General features: G+C 38.1%; 13 protein-coding genes, 1 pseudogene and 1 riboswitch. Of the genes and pseudogenes, 11 read left to right on the plus strand and 3 right to left on the minus strand.

Annotated elements, in window-relative coordinates; translation table 11 throughout:
• The first annotated feature begins 205 nt into the window (after window positions 1-205).
• The gene (locus tag SMA_RS10855) at window positions 206-400 is read left to right on the plus strand and encodes a DUF3272 family protein (protein ID WP_014294283.1); all 195 of its coding nucleotides are present in this window, start codon (window positions 206-208) and stop codon (window positions 398-400) included.
• On the opposite strand, the gene birA is transcribed toward SMA_RS10855, so the two are convergent.
• Entirely contained in the window at window positions 381-1,313 is a 933-nt protein-coding gene (birA, locus tag SMA_RS03675; RefSeq protein WP_044563010.1) for a bifunctional biotin--[acetyl-CoA-carboxylase] ligase/biotin operon repressor BirA, read from the minus strand. The two genes, SMA_RS10855 and birA, sit on opposite strands and share 20 nt — an antisense overlap.
• A 589-nt stretch (window positions 1,314-1,902) precedes the next feature.
• On the opposite strand from birA, the gene metK reads away from it, so the two are divergent.
• The 6 genes from metK (at window position 1,903) to SMA_RS03705 (ending at window position 8,439) form a co-directional block, all read left to right on the plus strand.
• Window positions 1,903-3,093 (plus strand): methionine adenosyltransferase, encoded by a 1,191-nt coding sequence (gene metK, locus SMA_RS03680; RefSeq protein ID WP_014294285.1) that lies wholly within the window; start codon window positions 1,903-1,905, stop codon window positions 3,091-3,093.
• A gap of 261 nt (window positions 3,094-3,354) precedes the next feature.
• Window positions 3,355-4,614, plus strand: coding sequence for a UDP-N-acetylglucosamine 1-carboxyvinyltransferase (murA, locus tag SMA_RS03685; protein ID WP_014294286.1), 1,260 nt, complete (start codon window positions 3,355-3,357; stop codon window positions 4,612-4,614).
• Window positions 4,615-4,699: 85 nt separating this feature from the next.
• The gene (locus tag SMA_RS03690; RefSeq protein ID WP_014294287.1) at window positions 4,700-5,254 is read left to right on the plus strand and encodes a GNAT family N-acetyltransferase; all 555 of its coding nucleotides are present in this window, start codon (window positions 4,700-4,702) and stop codon (window positions 5,252-5,254) included.
• The gene (spxR, locus tag SMA_RS03695; protein WP_014294288.1) at window positions 5,247-6,530 is read left to right on the plus strand and encodes a CBS-HotDog domain-containing transcription factor SpxR; all 1,284 of its coding nucleotides are present in this window, start codon (window positions 5,247-5,249) and stop codon (window positions 6,528-6,530) included. Before SMA_RS03690 ends, spxR begins: the two co-directional genes overlap by 8 nt.
• Window positions 6,531-6,647: 117 nt before the next feature.
• Window positions 6,648-7,508 carry a methionyl aminopeptidase gene (locus tag SMA_RS03700; protein ID WP_014294289.1) on the plus strand — a complete coding sequence of 287 codons (861 nt, stop codon included), beginning with the start codon at window positions 6,648-6,650 and terminating at the stop codon, window positions 7,506-7,508.
• A 1-nt stretch (window position 7,509) separates the two neighbouring features.
• Window positions 7,510-8,439: a YihY/virulence factor BrkB family protein gene (locus tag SMA_RS03705; protein ID WP_014294290.1), complete on the plus strand. Its 930-nt coding sequence runs from the start codon at window positions 7,510-7,512 to the stop codon at window positions 8,437-8,439.
• Between the two features lie 13 nt (window positions 8,440-8,452).
• Here the strand turns inward: SMA_RS03705 and SMA_RS03710 are convergent, their stop codons facing one another.
• On the minus strand, window positions 8,453-8,878 hold the full coding sequence (locus SMA_RS03710) for a GtrA family protein (RefSeq protein ID WP_014294291.1): 426 nt from the start codon (window positions 8,876-8,878) through the stop codon (window positions 8,453-8,455).
• Between the two features lie 28 nt (window positions 8,879-8,906).
• Window positions 8,907-9,019: riboswitch (PreQ1 riboswitch) on the plus strand.
• Between the two features lie 3 nt (window positions 9,020-9,022).
• On the opposite strand from SMA_RS03710, the gene SMA_RS03715 reads away from it, so the two are divergent.
• The 4 genes and pseudogenes from SMA_RS03715 to SMA_RS03730 all read left to right on the plus strand — a co-directional run.
• Complete coding sequence (locus tag SMA_RS03715; RefSeq protein ID WP_014294292.1) at window positions 9,023-9,532, plus strand: QueT transporter family protein; 510 nt, start codon at window positions 9,023-9,025, stop codon at window positions 9,530-9,532.
• A gap of 106 nt (window positions 9,533-9,638) precedes the next feature.
• Window positions 9,639-11,597 (plus strand): NAD-dependent DNA ligase LigA, encoded by a 1,959-nt coding sequence (gene ligA / locus SMA_RS03720; protein WP_014294293.1) that lies wholly within the window; start codon window positions 9,639-9,641, stop codon window positions 11,595-11,597.
• A gap of 18 nt (window positions 11,598-11,615) precedes the next feature.
• Window positions 11,616-12,635 carry a diacylglycerol kinase family lipid kinase gene (locus SMA_RS03725; protein ID WP_014294294.1) on the plus strand — a complete coding sequence of 340 codons (1,020 nt, stop codon included), beginning with the start codon at window positions 11,616-11,618 and terminating at the stop codon, window positions 12,633-12,635.
• A gap of 17 nt (window positions 12,636-12,652) precedes the next feature.
• Window positions 12,653-13,568, plus strand: a pseudogene (locus SMA_RS03730) (pullulanase-associated domain-containing protein); the annotation flags it as partial.
• 35 nt (window positions 13,569-13,603) lie between these two features.
• On the opposite strand, the gene SMA_RS03735 reads toward SMA_RS03730, so the two are convergent.
• The gene (locus tag SMA_RS03735) at window positions 13,604-14,860 is read right to left on the minus strand and encodes an ISL3 family transposase (RefSeq protein ID WP_014294295.1); all 1,257 of its coding nucleotides are present in this window, start codon (window positions 14,858-14,860) and stop codon (window positions 13,604-13,606) included.
• Between the last annotated feature and the right edge of the window lie 40 nt (window positions 14,861-14,900).

Here is a 14,900-nt window from a genome sequence, read left to right on the forward strand (position 1 = left end):
AAATAATACTTACCACTGTGATGAAAGTGGCTAAGGTATTGATAAAATCAGCCACACGAAAGTTTTGAGACTTCCTTGGATGGTTTGAGGTCTGAGCCTAGAAATAAAAAAGCGAGGAACCTAAGGGAAGTATCAAAAAAACTTTTTCTAAACAACAGATTCTGTGGAATCTGTCAAAATAATGAAGGTATGTTATAATAGAAACATGACTAAAAGCCGTTTTATATTTGTGGCGCTGATGTGCGCTTTTGAAACATACTTTTTTAATGAATGTTTATTTGAAGGTGATTATTTATTTGCTTTCTTTTGGGGAATATTGCTTTTTCGCGACCTCAAGCGTACCTATAAGGTCGACAAATTCATTCACACGTTGACATCAACTACCAAGAAGAAAGACTGATTTCACCACTACGTAATAATTTTTCTTGACCATTGTCAAGTTTAACAAGAAGATGTCCATGGTCTGTAATTTCTTCAGCTACACCTGAAAAGAGAATATCATTTTCGATAAAGGTCACTTGTTTGTTTAAAACAAGTGATTTTTCTTTATAAACTTTTACCAAATCTTTTTGAGGAATTGTGAAGAAAAGATTCCAAATTTCAGTAATTAATTGATTACGTGTGATAGTTGGCTGTTCGCTAAAAAGGGTTCCAGCTTTTTGTGCAATATCGTCTGGAAAATCTGTGATATGAAAATTAAGTCCGACACCAATAATCACATCAGTAATTAAGCCAGTTTCAACAGATGAAATCGCTTCGGTTAAAATACCTGCGATTTTTTTACCCTTTAGGTAGATATCGTTGACCCATTTTATTTCGGCTTCAATACCTGTCAAACGAGAAATAGCCTTGACAATGCTAGATGCAACCATGAGTGTATAGGGTTTAACTTGTTCGAAAGGAACGTTTGGTTTTAGGTGAAGAGACATATAGATTCCGCCTTGTTTTGAGGCGAAAAAACGTCTGCCAAAGCGTCCCTTAGCCATTTCTTGACTTGGAGCTAGGTAAAGGTGCGGCTGCTTGTCAGTATCGATATTATTTTTAGCATCTAACTGAGTTGATTCACTTTTTTCATTCAAAGTGACCGCGATATTAAGATTGGTTGCAATTTGTTCAGGGAGTAGTAGGTCACCTGAGATAATTTTATAACCCCGTTTTTTAACCGAATGAATTTGAACACTCTTGTCTTCCAAGGTTTTAATCGCTTTCCAAATAGCTGTGCGAGATAGCTCAAATTCTTGCGCCAATTTTTCCCCGCTAACATAATCGTCTTGTGTCTTGAGATAATCATAAAGTTTTTCGTAGGTTTTCATATCTTTAGTATAATATATTTTTGGCAAATATTCTTAACAAAGCTTCAATATTGTTAAATTTATAAAGGTATTGTACATGAAGTGACAAAGATGTCATCAAGATGAAACTAATATCACCTTTATAAAGATAGGTAAAAGTTATAACTTGATAATAAATTTGTTATAGGCATTTACGGTAAAACATGGTACAATAAGTAAGTTAATGAGTCCCGATAAGACAATCTGGTGGTCTAATAACGTGTTAATCTTCGTTAGCTCATCTTGATATACTTCGGTATTATCTGCGATTTCGCTACCTTGATTAACCCGCCATTAACCGCGCCATCTTTTTTAGAAGATGTAGGTTGGTACTTTGTAACTCTCTTTGTTTTATGGTGAGTGAACTCACTCATAAAACAACGGAAAATCCTATGGAATTTTTCCTAAGAGACTTACTAGGCAAAAAGCATCATTATTATCGAATGCTGCTTTTTACCGTCATAACTCGAACGGTAAGTTGATTCTGGAAGAAAACCATGGAATTTTTAACAAGTGCTTTTTATGGTAACGTATTAAGCAATTTTTGAAATTTTTAAGGGGGGACATTTTTATGTCAGAACGTAAACTTTTCACGTCTGAATCAGTTTCTGAGGGGCATCCAGATAAGATTGCAGACCAAATTTCAGATGCTATTTTAGATGCTGTGTTGGAACAAGATCCTGATGCGCACGTTGCGGCAGAAACAGCCGTATACACTGGATCAGTTCATATTTTTGGTGAAATTTCAACGACAGCTTATGTTGATATTAATCGTATTGTTCGCGATACCATCGCCGAAATTGGTTATACTAATGCTGAATATGGCTTCGCTGCTGAATCGGTTGGGGTTCACCCGTCATTGGTTGAACAATCACCTGATATTGCACAAGGGGTTAACGAAGCGCTTGAGGTTCGTGGAAATGCAGACCAAGACCCGCTTGATTTGATTGGTGCAGGTGACCAAGGGCTAATGTTTGGTTTTGCCATTGATGAAACACCTGAATTAATGCCATTACCAATTTCACTTTCACATAAATTGGTGAAGAAATTGGCTGATTTGCGTAAATCTGGTGAGATTTCCTATCTTCGTCCAGATGCTAAATCACAAGTAACTGTTGAATATGATGAAAATGACAAGCCAGTTCGTGTGGACACTGTTGTTGTCTCTACACAGCATGACCCAGAAGCGACAAATGACCAAATTCGTCAAGATGTAATTGAAAAAGTTATCAAAGCGGTTATTCCAGAAAAATATCTTGATGATAAGACAAAATTCTTCATCAACCCAACTGGTCGTTTCGTAATCGGTGGTCCTCAAGGTGACTCTGGTTTGACTGGTCGTAAGATTATTGTTGATACTTATGGTGGCTATGCGCGTCATGGTGGCGGTGCTTTCTCTGGTAAAGATGCGACAAAAGTGGACCGTTCAGCCTCATATGCTGCGCGTTATATTGCTAAAAATATTGTTGCTGCTGGTTTTGCCACTAAAGCAGAAGTGCAATTGGCGTATGCTATTGGTGTAGCGCAACCTGTCTCGGTTCGTGTGGATACATTTGGTACTAATACCGTTGCTGAAAGCAAATTGGAAGCTGCTGTTCGTGAAGTTTTTGACCTTCGCTCGGCAGGAATTATTCAAATGCTTGATTTGAAACGTCCAATTTACCGTCAAACGGCTGCATATGGACATATGGGACGTACAGATATTGACCTCCCATGGGAAAAACTTGATAAAGTAGACGCTTTGAAAAAAGCAGTAAAATAAAAAATATAAATCGTTGTACCTTTGGTGCGGCGATTTTTAATTTTATTAACTTTTGGGATTAACTTAACTATACATGATGTTTTGATAAATTAGAAAATTTGACAAATACAAATAATATGTCATGACTTCTGTAGTGTTGAAACAATAAGAATATCATAAAACTTTACAAATCGTAAAAATATTACTTAAGAACTGATTTGTCAATTTGAATAATATGTGTTAGAATAAAAAGGTTGAATTCTAGCAGAAAGTTTTGGATGTATGCGTAAAATTGTGATTAATGGTGGCAAACCTTTAAAGGGAGAGGTTGCTATTTCAGGTGCAAAGAATAGTGTAGTGGCTTTGATTCCTGCGACTATTCTTGCAGAGGATATTGTTATATTAGATGGTGTTCCTGCTATTTCCGATGTTGATAGTTTAATTGAAATCATGGAAATCATGGGCGCTAAAGTAAAAAGAAAAGAGGATACTCTTGAAATTGATCCACGTGGCATAAAAAATCAGCCAATGCCTTATGGTAAGATTAATAGTTTACGTGCATCATATTACTTCTATGGTAGTTTATTAAGTCGTTTTGGTGAGGCTACAGTAGGTCTACCAGGTGGTTGTGACCTTGGCCCTCGTCCTATTGATTTACACCTTAAAGCTTTTGAAGCTATGGGGGCTACGATTTCGTATGAAGATGAAGCAATGCGCTTGGCGACAAACGGTGAATCTATTCATGGTGCACATATCTATATGGATACGGTCAGTGTTGGCGCGACGATTAATACGATGCTTGCAGCAACTAAGGCAAATGGTCGTACGATTATTGAGAATGCTGCGCGTGAGCCAGAAATCATTGACGTAGCTACTTTGTTAAACAATATGGGAGCTCACATTCGTGGTGCTGGTACAGATGTGATTACAATTGAAGGTGTTGATTACCTTCATGGCACACGTCACCAAATCATTCCTGACCGTATTGAAGCTGGTACTTATATTGCCATGGCAGCAGCAATGGGTGAAGGGGTTCGTATTACCAATGTCCTTTATGAACACTTAGAGAGTTACATTGCAAAACTCGAAGAAATGGGCGTTCGTATGACGGTTGAAGAGGATTCTATCTTTGTTGAAAAACAATCAGTATTGAAAGCTGTGTCAGTGAAAACGTCACCATATCCAGGTTTTGCGACTGATTTGCAACAACCAATCACACCGTTGTTGTTGACAGCTGAAGGACGTGGTACTATCCTAGATATCATTTATGAAAAACGTACTAATCACGTTGCTGAATTGGTACGAATGGGTGCTGATATTTCTATTGTTGGTGGTCGTATTGCTTACCAAGGACCTAATAAATTAACAGGAGCTCCTGTTAAAGCGTCTGATTTGCGTGCAGGTGCAGCGCTTGTTATTGCAGGTCTAATGGCAGAAGGTCAAACAGAAATTACCAACGTTGAATTTATTTTGCGCGGTTATTCAAATATCATTGAAAAATTAACAGACCTAGGTGCTGATATTAAATTAATTGAAGATTAAGAGGAAGCCTAAGGGCTTCTTTCTTTGTCGCGCGTGGTCAGATAGCAAGAGACAAAATTAGAACCTCTTGTGATATAATAGAACTATGGATATTTGGACACGTTTGGGACGTTATGCGTTTTTTGAGACAGAGCGCATGTATTTACGCCCTTTTGCTTATAAGGATAGTCAGGACTTTTTTGAGATTTGTAGCAATCCTGATAATCTTCGGTTTATTTTTCCAAGTCGAGCTAGTCACCATGAAAGTGATTATCTAATGGTTCATTATTTCATGAAAGAGCCACTTGGGGTTTGGGCAATTGAAGATAAAAAATCTCATAAAATGATTGGCTGTATTCGATTTGAGAAGATAGATTTGAATCGTTTATCTGCAGAAATTGGTTATTTTTTAAATCAACAGTTTTGGGGACAAGGCTTGATGACAGAATGCTTGAAAACCTTATGTTTTTTAAGCTTTCAGGAATTTGGCTTTAAAGAATTACATGTTATTGTCCATGAAGAAAATTTGGCTAGTCAACGTGTTGCGCAAAAATCAGGTTTCAAATTGAAACAACGCTTCAAAGGAAGTGACCGTTATACACGCAAAATGCGAGATTACGTTGATCATCAAATCAGTAAAGGTGATTATCGTTATGAGTAAACATCAGAAAATTTTAGAGTATTTGGAGAATCTTCCAGTTGGAAAGCGCGTGAGTGTGCGAAGCATTTCAAATCACTTAAAAGTGAGTGATGGTACGGCTTATCGTGCGATTAAGGAAGCCGAAAACCGTGGCATTGTTGAAACAAGACCGCGTAGTGGTACGGTTCGTATCGAAAAAAAGCCAGCTGTTCGCATTGAGCGTTTTACCTATTCAGAAATTGCTCGCATTAGTGACTCTGAGGTTCTGGCAGGTAAGGCTGGGCTTAGTCGTGAATTTAGCAAGTTTTCAATTGGTGCGATGACTCAAGAAAATATTTTACGTTACCTTGTCAAAGGTGGACTTTTGATTGTCGGCGACCGTGAAAATATTCAACTGTTGGCGCTTGAAAAACACAATGCCATTCTAGTAACGGGGGGATTGTCTGTTTCTGATGAGGTGATTCGTATCGCTGACGAGCTCGGAATCCCTGTCATGGTCACGCACTATGACACTTTTACCGTGGCGACGATGATTAACCATGCCCTTTCAAATATTCGGATTAAAACGGACTTGACGACTGTTGAGCAAGTCTGTCAGACTAAGGAAGACTATGGCTTTTTGAAGGAAGGCGATACGATTCGTGAATTTAATGCGATGATTAAACAAACGGCAAATGTGCGTTTTCCTGTTGTAAATAGTAAAAATATGGTTATCGGCGTTGTTAGTATGTTAGACATTGTTGGCAAGGAAAATCACATTGATATCAAGAGTATCATGTCGCGTAATCTGATTGTAGCAAAACCGCAAGCCAGTCTTGCTAACATCAGCCAGAAAATGATTTTTGAAGATTTGGATATGCTTCCTGTTGTAGCAGAGGATTTGACCTTGCTAGGGGTTATTACACGCCGTCAGGCGGTTAAAAATCTGCCAAATCTACAACATTCTAACCTTTATACATACAGTGATCAGATTTTATCAAATTTGCAATACGAAGATGGTGTTTACAAATTTGTGGTTGAACCTGTGATGATTGACAATACTGGAAATTTTGCCCAAGGTGTCTTAACAGAATTTATCAAAGATATCAGTGTTCGTGTTTTGACCAAAAAACATCAAAAAAATATCATCATTGAACAACTGATGCTTTATTTTGTACAAGCAGTTCAGATTGATGATTGTTTGCTGATTTGCCCACGTGTCATTACTGAAAAACGTCGTAGTTCGGTGATTGACTTTGAAATTCTTTTAGAAGATCAAATTGTTGCTAAAGCCTTGGTAACAACGAAAATTAATTAAAGAATGGTTAATTTAAATGACAAAATCATTCCATTTTTGACAGTTTGGTGACTATAAGTGTATAATTAGTGTTATTGATGCATTTTTAGAGATTACTAATAGGAGTATATTATTGATATGATTACATTAAAATCAGCTCGTGAAATTGAAGCAATGGACCGCGCTGGAGATTTTCTAGCTTCAGTTCACATTGGTTTACGTGAATTGATTAAACCAGGTCTTGATATGTGGGAAGTCGAAGAATACGTTCGTCGTCGCTGTAAAGAAGCAAACGTTCTTCCGCTCCAAATCGGGGTTGATGGTTCTATCATGGACTATCCTTATGCCACATGTTGCGGACTTAATGACGAAGTGGCACACGCTTTTCCTCGCCATTACATTTTAAAAGAAGGGGATTTGCTTAAAGTTGATATGGTTTTGAGCGAACCACTTGATAAATCAGTTGTTGACGTTTCAAAATTAAACTTTGACAATGTCGCACAAGTTAAAAAATACACTGAATCATACTCTGGTGGATTGGCAGACTCATGTTGGGCATATGCTGTTGGTGAGGTGTCTGACGAAGTCAAAAATCTGATGGATGTTACCAAAGAATGCCTTTATATCGGAATTGAAAAAGCTGTTGTTGGTAACCGTATCGGTGATATCGGCGCAGCTATTCAAGAATACGCTGAAAGCCGTGGATATAGTGTTGTTCGTGATTTAGTAGGACACGGTGTTGGTCCAACAATGCACGAAGAACCAATGGTACCACACTATGGTAAAGCAGGTCGTGGTCTCCGTTTGCGTGAAGGTATGGTGTTGACTATCGAGCCGATGATTAATACAGGAACTTGGGAAATCGATACAGACATGAAAACTGGGTGGGCTCATAAGACACTTGACGGCAGTTTGTCATGCCAATACGAGCATCAATTTGTTATCACCAAAGACGGACCTGTTATTTTAACAAGTCAAGGAGAAGAAAGAACTTACTAGGATGAATCGTAAGCAGCTTATAGACAAATTAGTGTCTAGATTAGAGTGGCAACCGCTACAGGTTTATTTAAAACATTACCGAAGTGCAGAGATTGATCTATCAGCGATTGCTGTCGCTTATTATTTATTGCTGACAGCATTCCCATTGATTGTGATTGCGGCAAATATCTTTCCTTATCTTAACATTGATATTTCAGTGTTATTGTCTTTCATGGAAAAAAATTTACCAACCAATCTTTACCCGTCTGTTTCGGCAATTACGACAGATATTTTTTTAAAACCTTCTGGTAGTATTTTGGGAGTTGCGACTTTAACGGCTTTCTGGACAATGTCTAAATCGCTGACCTCTCTACAAAAAGCCATTGATAAAGCTTACGGTGTTTCACAACACAGAGATTTTGTGATTGGACGTTTGATTGGAGTTTTGGCAAGCTTACTCATTCTTTTCTTATTGACGTTCGTGTTAATCCTCTCTACTTTTTCAAAGGTTGTTTTGCAAATTATTAGTGCTCACTATGATTTGAGTGATACGGTTGCAACGGTTGTCTTGAATTTGTCTCAACCGGTGACTGTTTTGACGATTGTATTTGGGTTGATGTTATTGTATTTTATTCTACCAAATGTCAAAATCAGACGTTTTCGTTATATTTTACCAGGAACAATTTTCACCTCTTTCGTCATTGTGTTCTTGAATAATTTGTTTAGCAATTATATTTTGAGAACCTTTGAACGCATGGTTGACATTAAAACATTTGGTTCGGTTGTGATTTTTGTTTTAATGTTATGGTTTATTTTCCTAGCACACATTTTGATTTTAGGGGCTATCTTTAATGCAACTTATCAAGAATTACGTCAAGGAAAAATGGAAAGCAGACGTGGTGACATTCTTTCCATTCTAACACACCGCAAACAAGATAAAGATAAAAAATAACACCTGTGGGGTGTTATTTTTTATCTTTAAAAATTAATAATTTACTAAGCACATAGTTTAAAACAATGATAAGGACTTGTGAGAAAACAGTCTCAATCATGTTGACTAATGAAATATTATCATTGACAAATTGTCCGATAATGTGAGGGAATTTTGTGACTAAAAGATAAGCTAAAATCAAGTCTAGGGCAAGTGTTGATAGACGCGCGACAAAAAATTTAACAAAACGGTTAAACCAGTCTGTTCGAACTTGATTAAAGACGAAGTAGTCGTTTGTAAAGAAGGCAAACACGATAGCAATGACGTTAGCGATAACTGCGGAAGTCGTTGCCGATTGCGTTAGGGGAAAGATGACTAAGCGTGTTCCCGTGTAAACGAGTGTGGCAAGGACACCGAAAAATAAGTATTTAAAAACTTCACTAGATAATAACTTTTTCATAGAACTACTATACCAAATTTTAACAATTTGTGCTATACTTTTAAGCGTTGTGCAAACAACCCTTGACGCTTAGTTCCCTTTCGTCAAGCATATTAGAGACGTGAAGAGTTGTCGCTCTTTAACGTTAAAGGAGAAAAATTTTTTATGAAACATTTTACTATTCGTGATTTTGCGCAAGTAGCGCTTGTTGCTGCACTTTATATTGTGTTGACAGTCACACCGCCTTTAAACGCCATTTCGTATGGTGCTTATCAGTTCCGTATTTCGGAAATGTTAGTATTTATGGCATTTTACAATCGTAAGTATATTGTTGGGCTGACGCTTGGTTGTATGATTGCCAATTTGTACAGCTTTGGTTTGATTGATGTCTTTGTTGGTGGTAGCCAAACGTTTGTTTTTCTAACATTAGGTGTTATTTTATTTGACCGTTATAAGGAGCAATATTTATTTAACGGCTTATTTAACAAAGCATTCTTTTACTTTTCATTATTGTTTTCCGCTTCAATGTTTACTATTGCGCTAGAATTATATTATGTTGGTGGCTCACCATTTTTGATGACTTGGTTTACATCAGCAGTAGGCGAACTTGCTTCGCTATTGATTGGTGCTATTATCATGGACAAACTTGGAAAACGTATTGATTTAACTGTATGATAGATTAAAAACTTCCTTTTTAGGGAGTTTTTTATTTAGTGAAATTCTTAAAAAATAGTTAGCTTTTTTAGAGAGCATTTTTTACCAGATATGTTAAAATAGTAATATGAAAAAACGTATTCAAGAATTGGTTGATGAGCTCAACCAGTACCGAAAAGAGTATTACACAGAGGACCAACCAACGGTCTCAGATAGCGAATATGACAAGCTTTATCGCGAGTTAGTCGAGCTTGAAAAAGCTCATCCAGAGTTGATTTTGCCAAATAGTCCAACGCAAGAAGTGGGTGGACTTGTTTTAGATGGTTTTGAAAAATATCAGCATGAAACACCGCTTTATAGCCTGCAAGATGCTTTTTCACGTGAGGAATTAGAGGATTTTGACCGTCGTGTGAAAGCTGAATTTCCCAATGCCTCTTATATAGCAGAGCTGAAAATTGATGGTTTGTCAATTTCACTAGTTTATGTTGATGGTGTGTTGCAAGTCGGTGCCACTCGTGGTGACGGCTTAGTTGGTGAAAATATCACTGAAAATGTCAAACGTATCAAGGACATTCCTCATAAATTGGCACAGCCACTTAACATTACAGTTCGTGGTGAAGCTTATTTGCCAAAGGCGTCATTTGATAAAATCAATGAGGAACGTCGTGATAGTGGTCAGACAGAATTTGCGAATCCGAGAAATGCGGCTGCAGGGACATTACGTCAGTTAAATACAGTAGTTGTTGCTAAGCGAAATTTGGCAACATTTCTTTATCAAGAAGTGGCATCAACTAGCATGACAACGCAAAATGATGTTTTGGAGGAATTGTCTCGCTACGGTTTTTCGGTTAATCCGCGACGTATCACGACATCTTCGATGGCAGACATCTGGAAATTTATTCAAGAAGTAGCCGCTGAGCGTGATAGTTTACCATACGATATTGACGGTATTGTTATTAAGGTCAATAGTCTTGCTATGCAAGAAGAACTTGGCTTTACGGTCAAGGCGCCTCGTTGGGCAATTGCTTATAAATTCCCGGCTGAGGAAAAAGAAGCAGAAATTCTTTCGGTTGATTGGACTGTTGGACGTACTGGGGTGGTGACACCAACCGCTAATCTTAGCCCTGTTCAGTTAGCAGGAACAACGGTTAGCCGTGCGACTTTGCATAATGTGGATTACATTGCTGAAAAAGATATTCGCATTGGCGATACGGTTATCGTCTATAAGGCGGGAGATATTATTCCAGCGGTGCTGAATGTTGTTGATAGCAAACGTGATAAGCAAGTACCAATGCCGATTCCTGAAAGCTGTCCGTCTTGTGGCAGTGAACTGATTCATTATGAAGATGAGGTGGCTTTACGTTGTATTAATCCGCTTTGTCCAAGTCAAATTCAAGAGCGTTTAACGCATTTTGCTAGCCGCGATGCCATGAATATCACAGGTTTAGGACCTTCTATTGTTAAGAAACTTTTCAAAGCAGAATTGGTTCATGATGTCGCAGACATTTACCAATTAACGGTGGAAGATTTGCTAAGCTTGGATGGCTTTAAGGAAAAATCTGCTGAAAAACTTTACAATGCCATTCAGCTTTCTAAGGAAAATTCAGCTGATAAATTGCTTTTTGGACTGGGAATTCGTCATGTCGGTGCCAAGGCTAGTCGTCAATTGTTGGAAGTCTTTGAAACAATTGATCAGTTGGTTGCTGCGGATGCTGACAGCATTGCTAGCATTGACGGTTTGGGAACAGTTATTGCTAACTCATTGCGCAGCTATTTTGCCAAAAAAGAAGCGACAGAGCTCTTGCATGAATTGAAAAATGCAGGTGTCAACTTTACTTACCTAGGTAAAAAAGTTTCAAAAGATGCTCAATTAGCAGGTTTAACAGTTGTTTTGACTGGAAAATTGGAACGTTTAACGCGAAACGAAGCAAAAGAAAAATTGCAAAATTTAGGAGCAAAGGTGACCAACAGCGTGTCCAAAAAGACGGACATTGTTGTCGCAGGTACAGATGCAGGTTCAAAATTGACCAAGGCCCAAGCTTTAGGAATTGATGTTCGCGATGAAGCTTGGCTAGAAAGTTTATAAACAAGTTGAGGTATTTTTATGACTAAGAAACAAAAACGTGCACGTTTAATCTACAATCCGACTTCAGGTCAGGAAATCATGAAGAAAAACGTGGCAGATGTGCTAGATGTTTTAGAAGGTTTTGGTTATGAAACATCAGCTTTTCAGACAAAACCAGAGCCAAATTCTGCTCGTGATGAGGCTAAACGTGCCGCAGAAGCTGGATTTGATTTGGTGATTGCTGCTGGCGGTGACGGTACAATCCACGAAGTCGTCAACGGGATTGCTCCGCTTTCTAATCGACCTCAAATGGCTATTATTCCGACAGGAACGACCAATGATTTCGCGCGCGCTCTGAAGATTCCACGTGGTAATCCAGTTGAAGCTGCTAAGATTATTGGTAAAAATCAAACCATTCAAATGGATATTGGACAAGCGCGTGAAGATACGTATTTCATCAATATTGCTGCCGCAGGCTCATTCACAGAATTAACATATAGTGTGCCAAGCCAATTAAAGACAATGTTTGGGTATTTGGCTTATTTGGCAAAAGGTGTTGAATTGCTACCAGGAATTCGTACGGTTCCTGTTCGTATTAAACACGAAAAAGGCTCTTTTGAAGGCGACGTTTCAATGATTTTCGCTGCCATTACCAATTCAGTCGGTGGTTTTGAACAAATTGCGCCAGATGCTAAGCTAGACGACGGAAAATTCACCTTGATTTTGGTTAAGACAGCTAACTTGATTGAAATTTTACGTTTGATTCGTTTGGTATTAGACGGTGGAAAACATATTGGTGATAAACGTATCGAGTATATCAAGACTGATTTCTTAGAAATCGAACCGTTATCTGATAAGAAGATGATGATTAATTTGGACGGTGAGTACGGTGGTGACGCACCAATTAAGCTCCGTAATCTCAAAAATCACATCACATTTTTTGCTAATACAGATGAAATTTCAGATGATGCGCTCGTTTGGAATCAAGAAGATTTAGATTTGGAAGCTATTGCCCAAAAATTCACACAGGAAGTTGATGAGCTCAATTCAGAAGAATAGAAATTGAGGGCGACCCTATGAAAAATACAGTTATCGTTCATTATCATAGCCAGCATGGCAATTATTTTGACTATAGTTTGTGGAAATGGATTGACTTTCATGAAGGAACAGACAGTCAATTCTCAGGATTTGATAGTTTTGGCTTAGTAGGAAATCTAACGATAGATAGTCCATTCTTTTTGGAGCACATTTATGTGATTGTCAAAAAATCATAATTGGTCTATCAAGACAAGAGATTTTAGAATTCAGCGCAATAGTGGCATTCCTAAGACAGAAGCATGGATTGTAGAGGGGGATGATACGCTTTATTATTCACATCAAGCAGCAATCACTAGCCATTATTACAGTCATCGTGATAGCCATGCCTTTGATATGGCAATGAACTATCAGTATTTTGATTATCAATGGGGATTTCAAGGGTGGCTTGGTTATCAGTACCAAAAAGAAAAAACTGAGTTTCATCTCTGGGGACCAACGGCAGCGAAGGTTGATTTGATTTTCTATCAAACAACTGACGATAAATCAAGCATTGATTATATCGTCCCAATGGAACGTGGTGACATTATCAATCTGGATAATCACCTTTATAATACACACGGTGTTTGGTTTGCGACCATTGAGCATGATTTGGATTATCAGGCATATGCTTACCGTGTTTATTATCGTGATAAGATATTTCAGGATACACGTGACCCGTATTCTATTGCCACTATGACAAACGGTAGACGTTCTGTTATTTTAGCTCAAGAACACCGAAATCCAAAAGGATTTTCTGTCAAACAGGGTAAGGAAGCTTACTGGCGACTAGATAATCCTAACCAAGCAGTGATTACTGAATTACATATTCGTGATTTTTCAAAATCATTAACTTCAGGAGTTGCTGAATTATATCGTGGTAAATTTTTAGGTGCGTGTCAATCTGGCACGCATAATTGGCTCTTTGTCAACTGTAGTGGGTAGATGAAAAGCTAACACCTAGAGAGGACGAACTTCGCTCTCTCTTTCTTTATGTTCAAAGCAATCAAAATCCGTTTTTTAAAGTTTTCAAAGTTCCTGAAACCAAAGGCATTTCTCTTAATGACTTTGATGAGATTATTGGTAGCTTCCAGTTTGGCGTTGGAATAAGGCAATTCCATGGCGTTTAAAACCTTGTCCTTATCCTTTAAAAATGTCTTAAATACCGTCTGGAAAATAGGATTAACAGTGGCTATTTCCTGTTCGATGAGGTCAAAGAAATGATCTGAGTTTTTCTCTTGGAAATGATATAAGAGAAGCTGATAGAGTTCATAGTGCTGTCGTAGTTCATCTGAGTAGGATAGGAGTTTTTCTAGGATTTCCTTGTTAGTCAAATGCATTCGAAACATAGGACGATAAAATCGTTTATCGCTGAGTTTACGGCTATCTTGTTGTATCAATTTCCAGTAACGTTTCAAGGCTCGGTATTCCTGGGATTTTCTGTCGAATTGATTCATAATTTGAATACGGACACGGTTCATAGCACGACTAAGGTGTTGCACGATATGAAAGCGATCGAGTACAATTTTTGCATTCGGAAAAAGCTGTTTAGCAAGTTGATAATAGGGACTAAACATATCCATGGTAATCACTTTGACCCGATTTCTAACCTTTCTAGGATAGCGTAGAAAGTGGTTTCGGATGGTTGCTTGGGTTCTTCCGTCGAGAATGGCGATGACATTTAGGGAGTCGAAATCTTGAGCGATGAAGCTCATTTTCCCCTTCTTGAAGGCATACTCGTCCCAGCTCATCACCTCGGGTAGGGTATTCCAATCCGTTTCAAACTTGAACTCATTGAGCTTTCTCATAACTGACGATGTTGAGATAGATAGCCTGTGTGCAATCTGTTGCATTGCTTGATTTTCGATGAGTAATTGAGCGATCTTCTGGTTAACAGCGACAGAGATTTGGTGGTTTTTCTTGACAAGAGGAGTTTCAGCTACCGCCATTTTTCCGCAATCTTTACACTTGAAACGACGCTTTCGAAGACGGATAAGCAAAGGGTAGCCAGCAGTTTCTAGGTAGGGGATTTTAGAAGTTTTCTGGTAGTCGTACTTAGCCATTTGTCCCTTGCATTTTGGGCATTTAGGGGCTGTGTAGTCCAAGTGACCGTGGAGTTCTAAGTGAGTCCCCATATTATATTCATCAGTGATAGTGATATTTTTGTCTTTAATTCTGAGAAAATTTGTGATAAGATTTAGTTGTTCCATATGAACCCTTTCTAATATGAGTTTAGTCGCTTTTCATTAT

It is taken from the genome of Streptococcus macedonicus ACA-DC 198 (genome assembly GCA_000283635.1).
GTDB lineage: Bacteria > Bacillota > Bacilli > Lactobacillales > Streptococcaceae > Streptococcus > Streptococcus macedonicus.

Bases quoted from the DNA above. Each gene is read 5' to 3' on its own strand.
- SMA_RS10855 (WP_014294283.1), top strand. From the start codon at position 206: ATGACTAAAAGCCGTTTTATATTTGTGGCGCTGATGTGCGCTTTTGAA.
- birA (WP_044563010.1), bottom strand. From the start codon at position 1,313: ATGAAAACCTACGAAAAACTTTATGATTATCTCAAGACACAAGACGAT.
- metK (WP_014294285.1), top strand. From the start codon at position 1,903: ATGTCAGAACGTAAACTTTTCACGTCTGAATCAGTTTCTGAGGGGCAT.
- murA (WP_014294286.1), top strand. From the start codon at position 3,355: ATGCGTAAAATTGTGATTAATGGTGGCAAACCTTTAAAGGGAGAGGTT.
- SMA_RS03690 (WP_014294287.1), top strand. From the start codon at position 4,700: ATGGATATTTGGACACGTTTGGGACGTTATGCGTTTTTTGAGACAGAG.
- spxR (WP_014294288.1), top strand. From the start codon at position 5,247: ATGAGTAAACATCAGAAAATTTTAGAGTATTTGGAGAATCTTCCAGTT.
- SMA_RS03700 (WP_014294289.1), top strand. From the start codon at position 6,648: ATGATTACATTAAAATCAGCTCGTGAAATTGAAGCAATGGACCGCGCT.
- SMA_RS03705 (WP_014294290.1), top strand. From the start codon at position 7,510: ATGAATCGTAAGCAGCTTATAGACAAATTAGTGTCTAGATTAGAGTGG.
- SMA_RS03710 (WP_014294291.1), bottom strand. From the start codon at position 8,878: ATGAAAAAGTTATTATCTAGTGAAGTTTTTAAATACTTATTTTTCGGT.
- SMA_RS03715 (WP_014294292.1), top strand. From the start codon at position 9,023: ATGAAACATTTTACTATTCGTGATTTTGCGCAAGTAGCGCTTGTTGCT.
- ligA (WP_014294293.1), top strand. From the start codon at position 9,639: ATGAAAAAACGTATTCAAGAATTGGTTGATGAGCTCAACCAGTACCGA.
- SMA_RS03725 (WP_014294294.1), top strand. From the start codon at position 11,616: ATGACTAAGAAACAAAAACGTGCACGTTTAATCTACAATCCGACTTCA.
- SMA_RS03735 (WP_014294295.1), bottom strand. From the start codon at position 14,860: ATGGAACAACTAAATCTTATCACAAATTTTCTCAGAATTAAAGACAAA.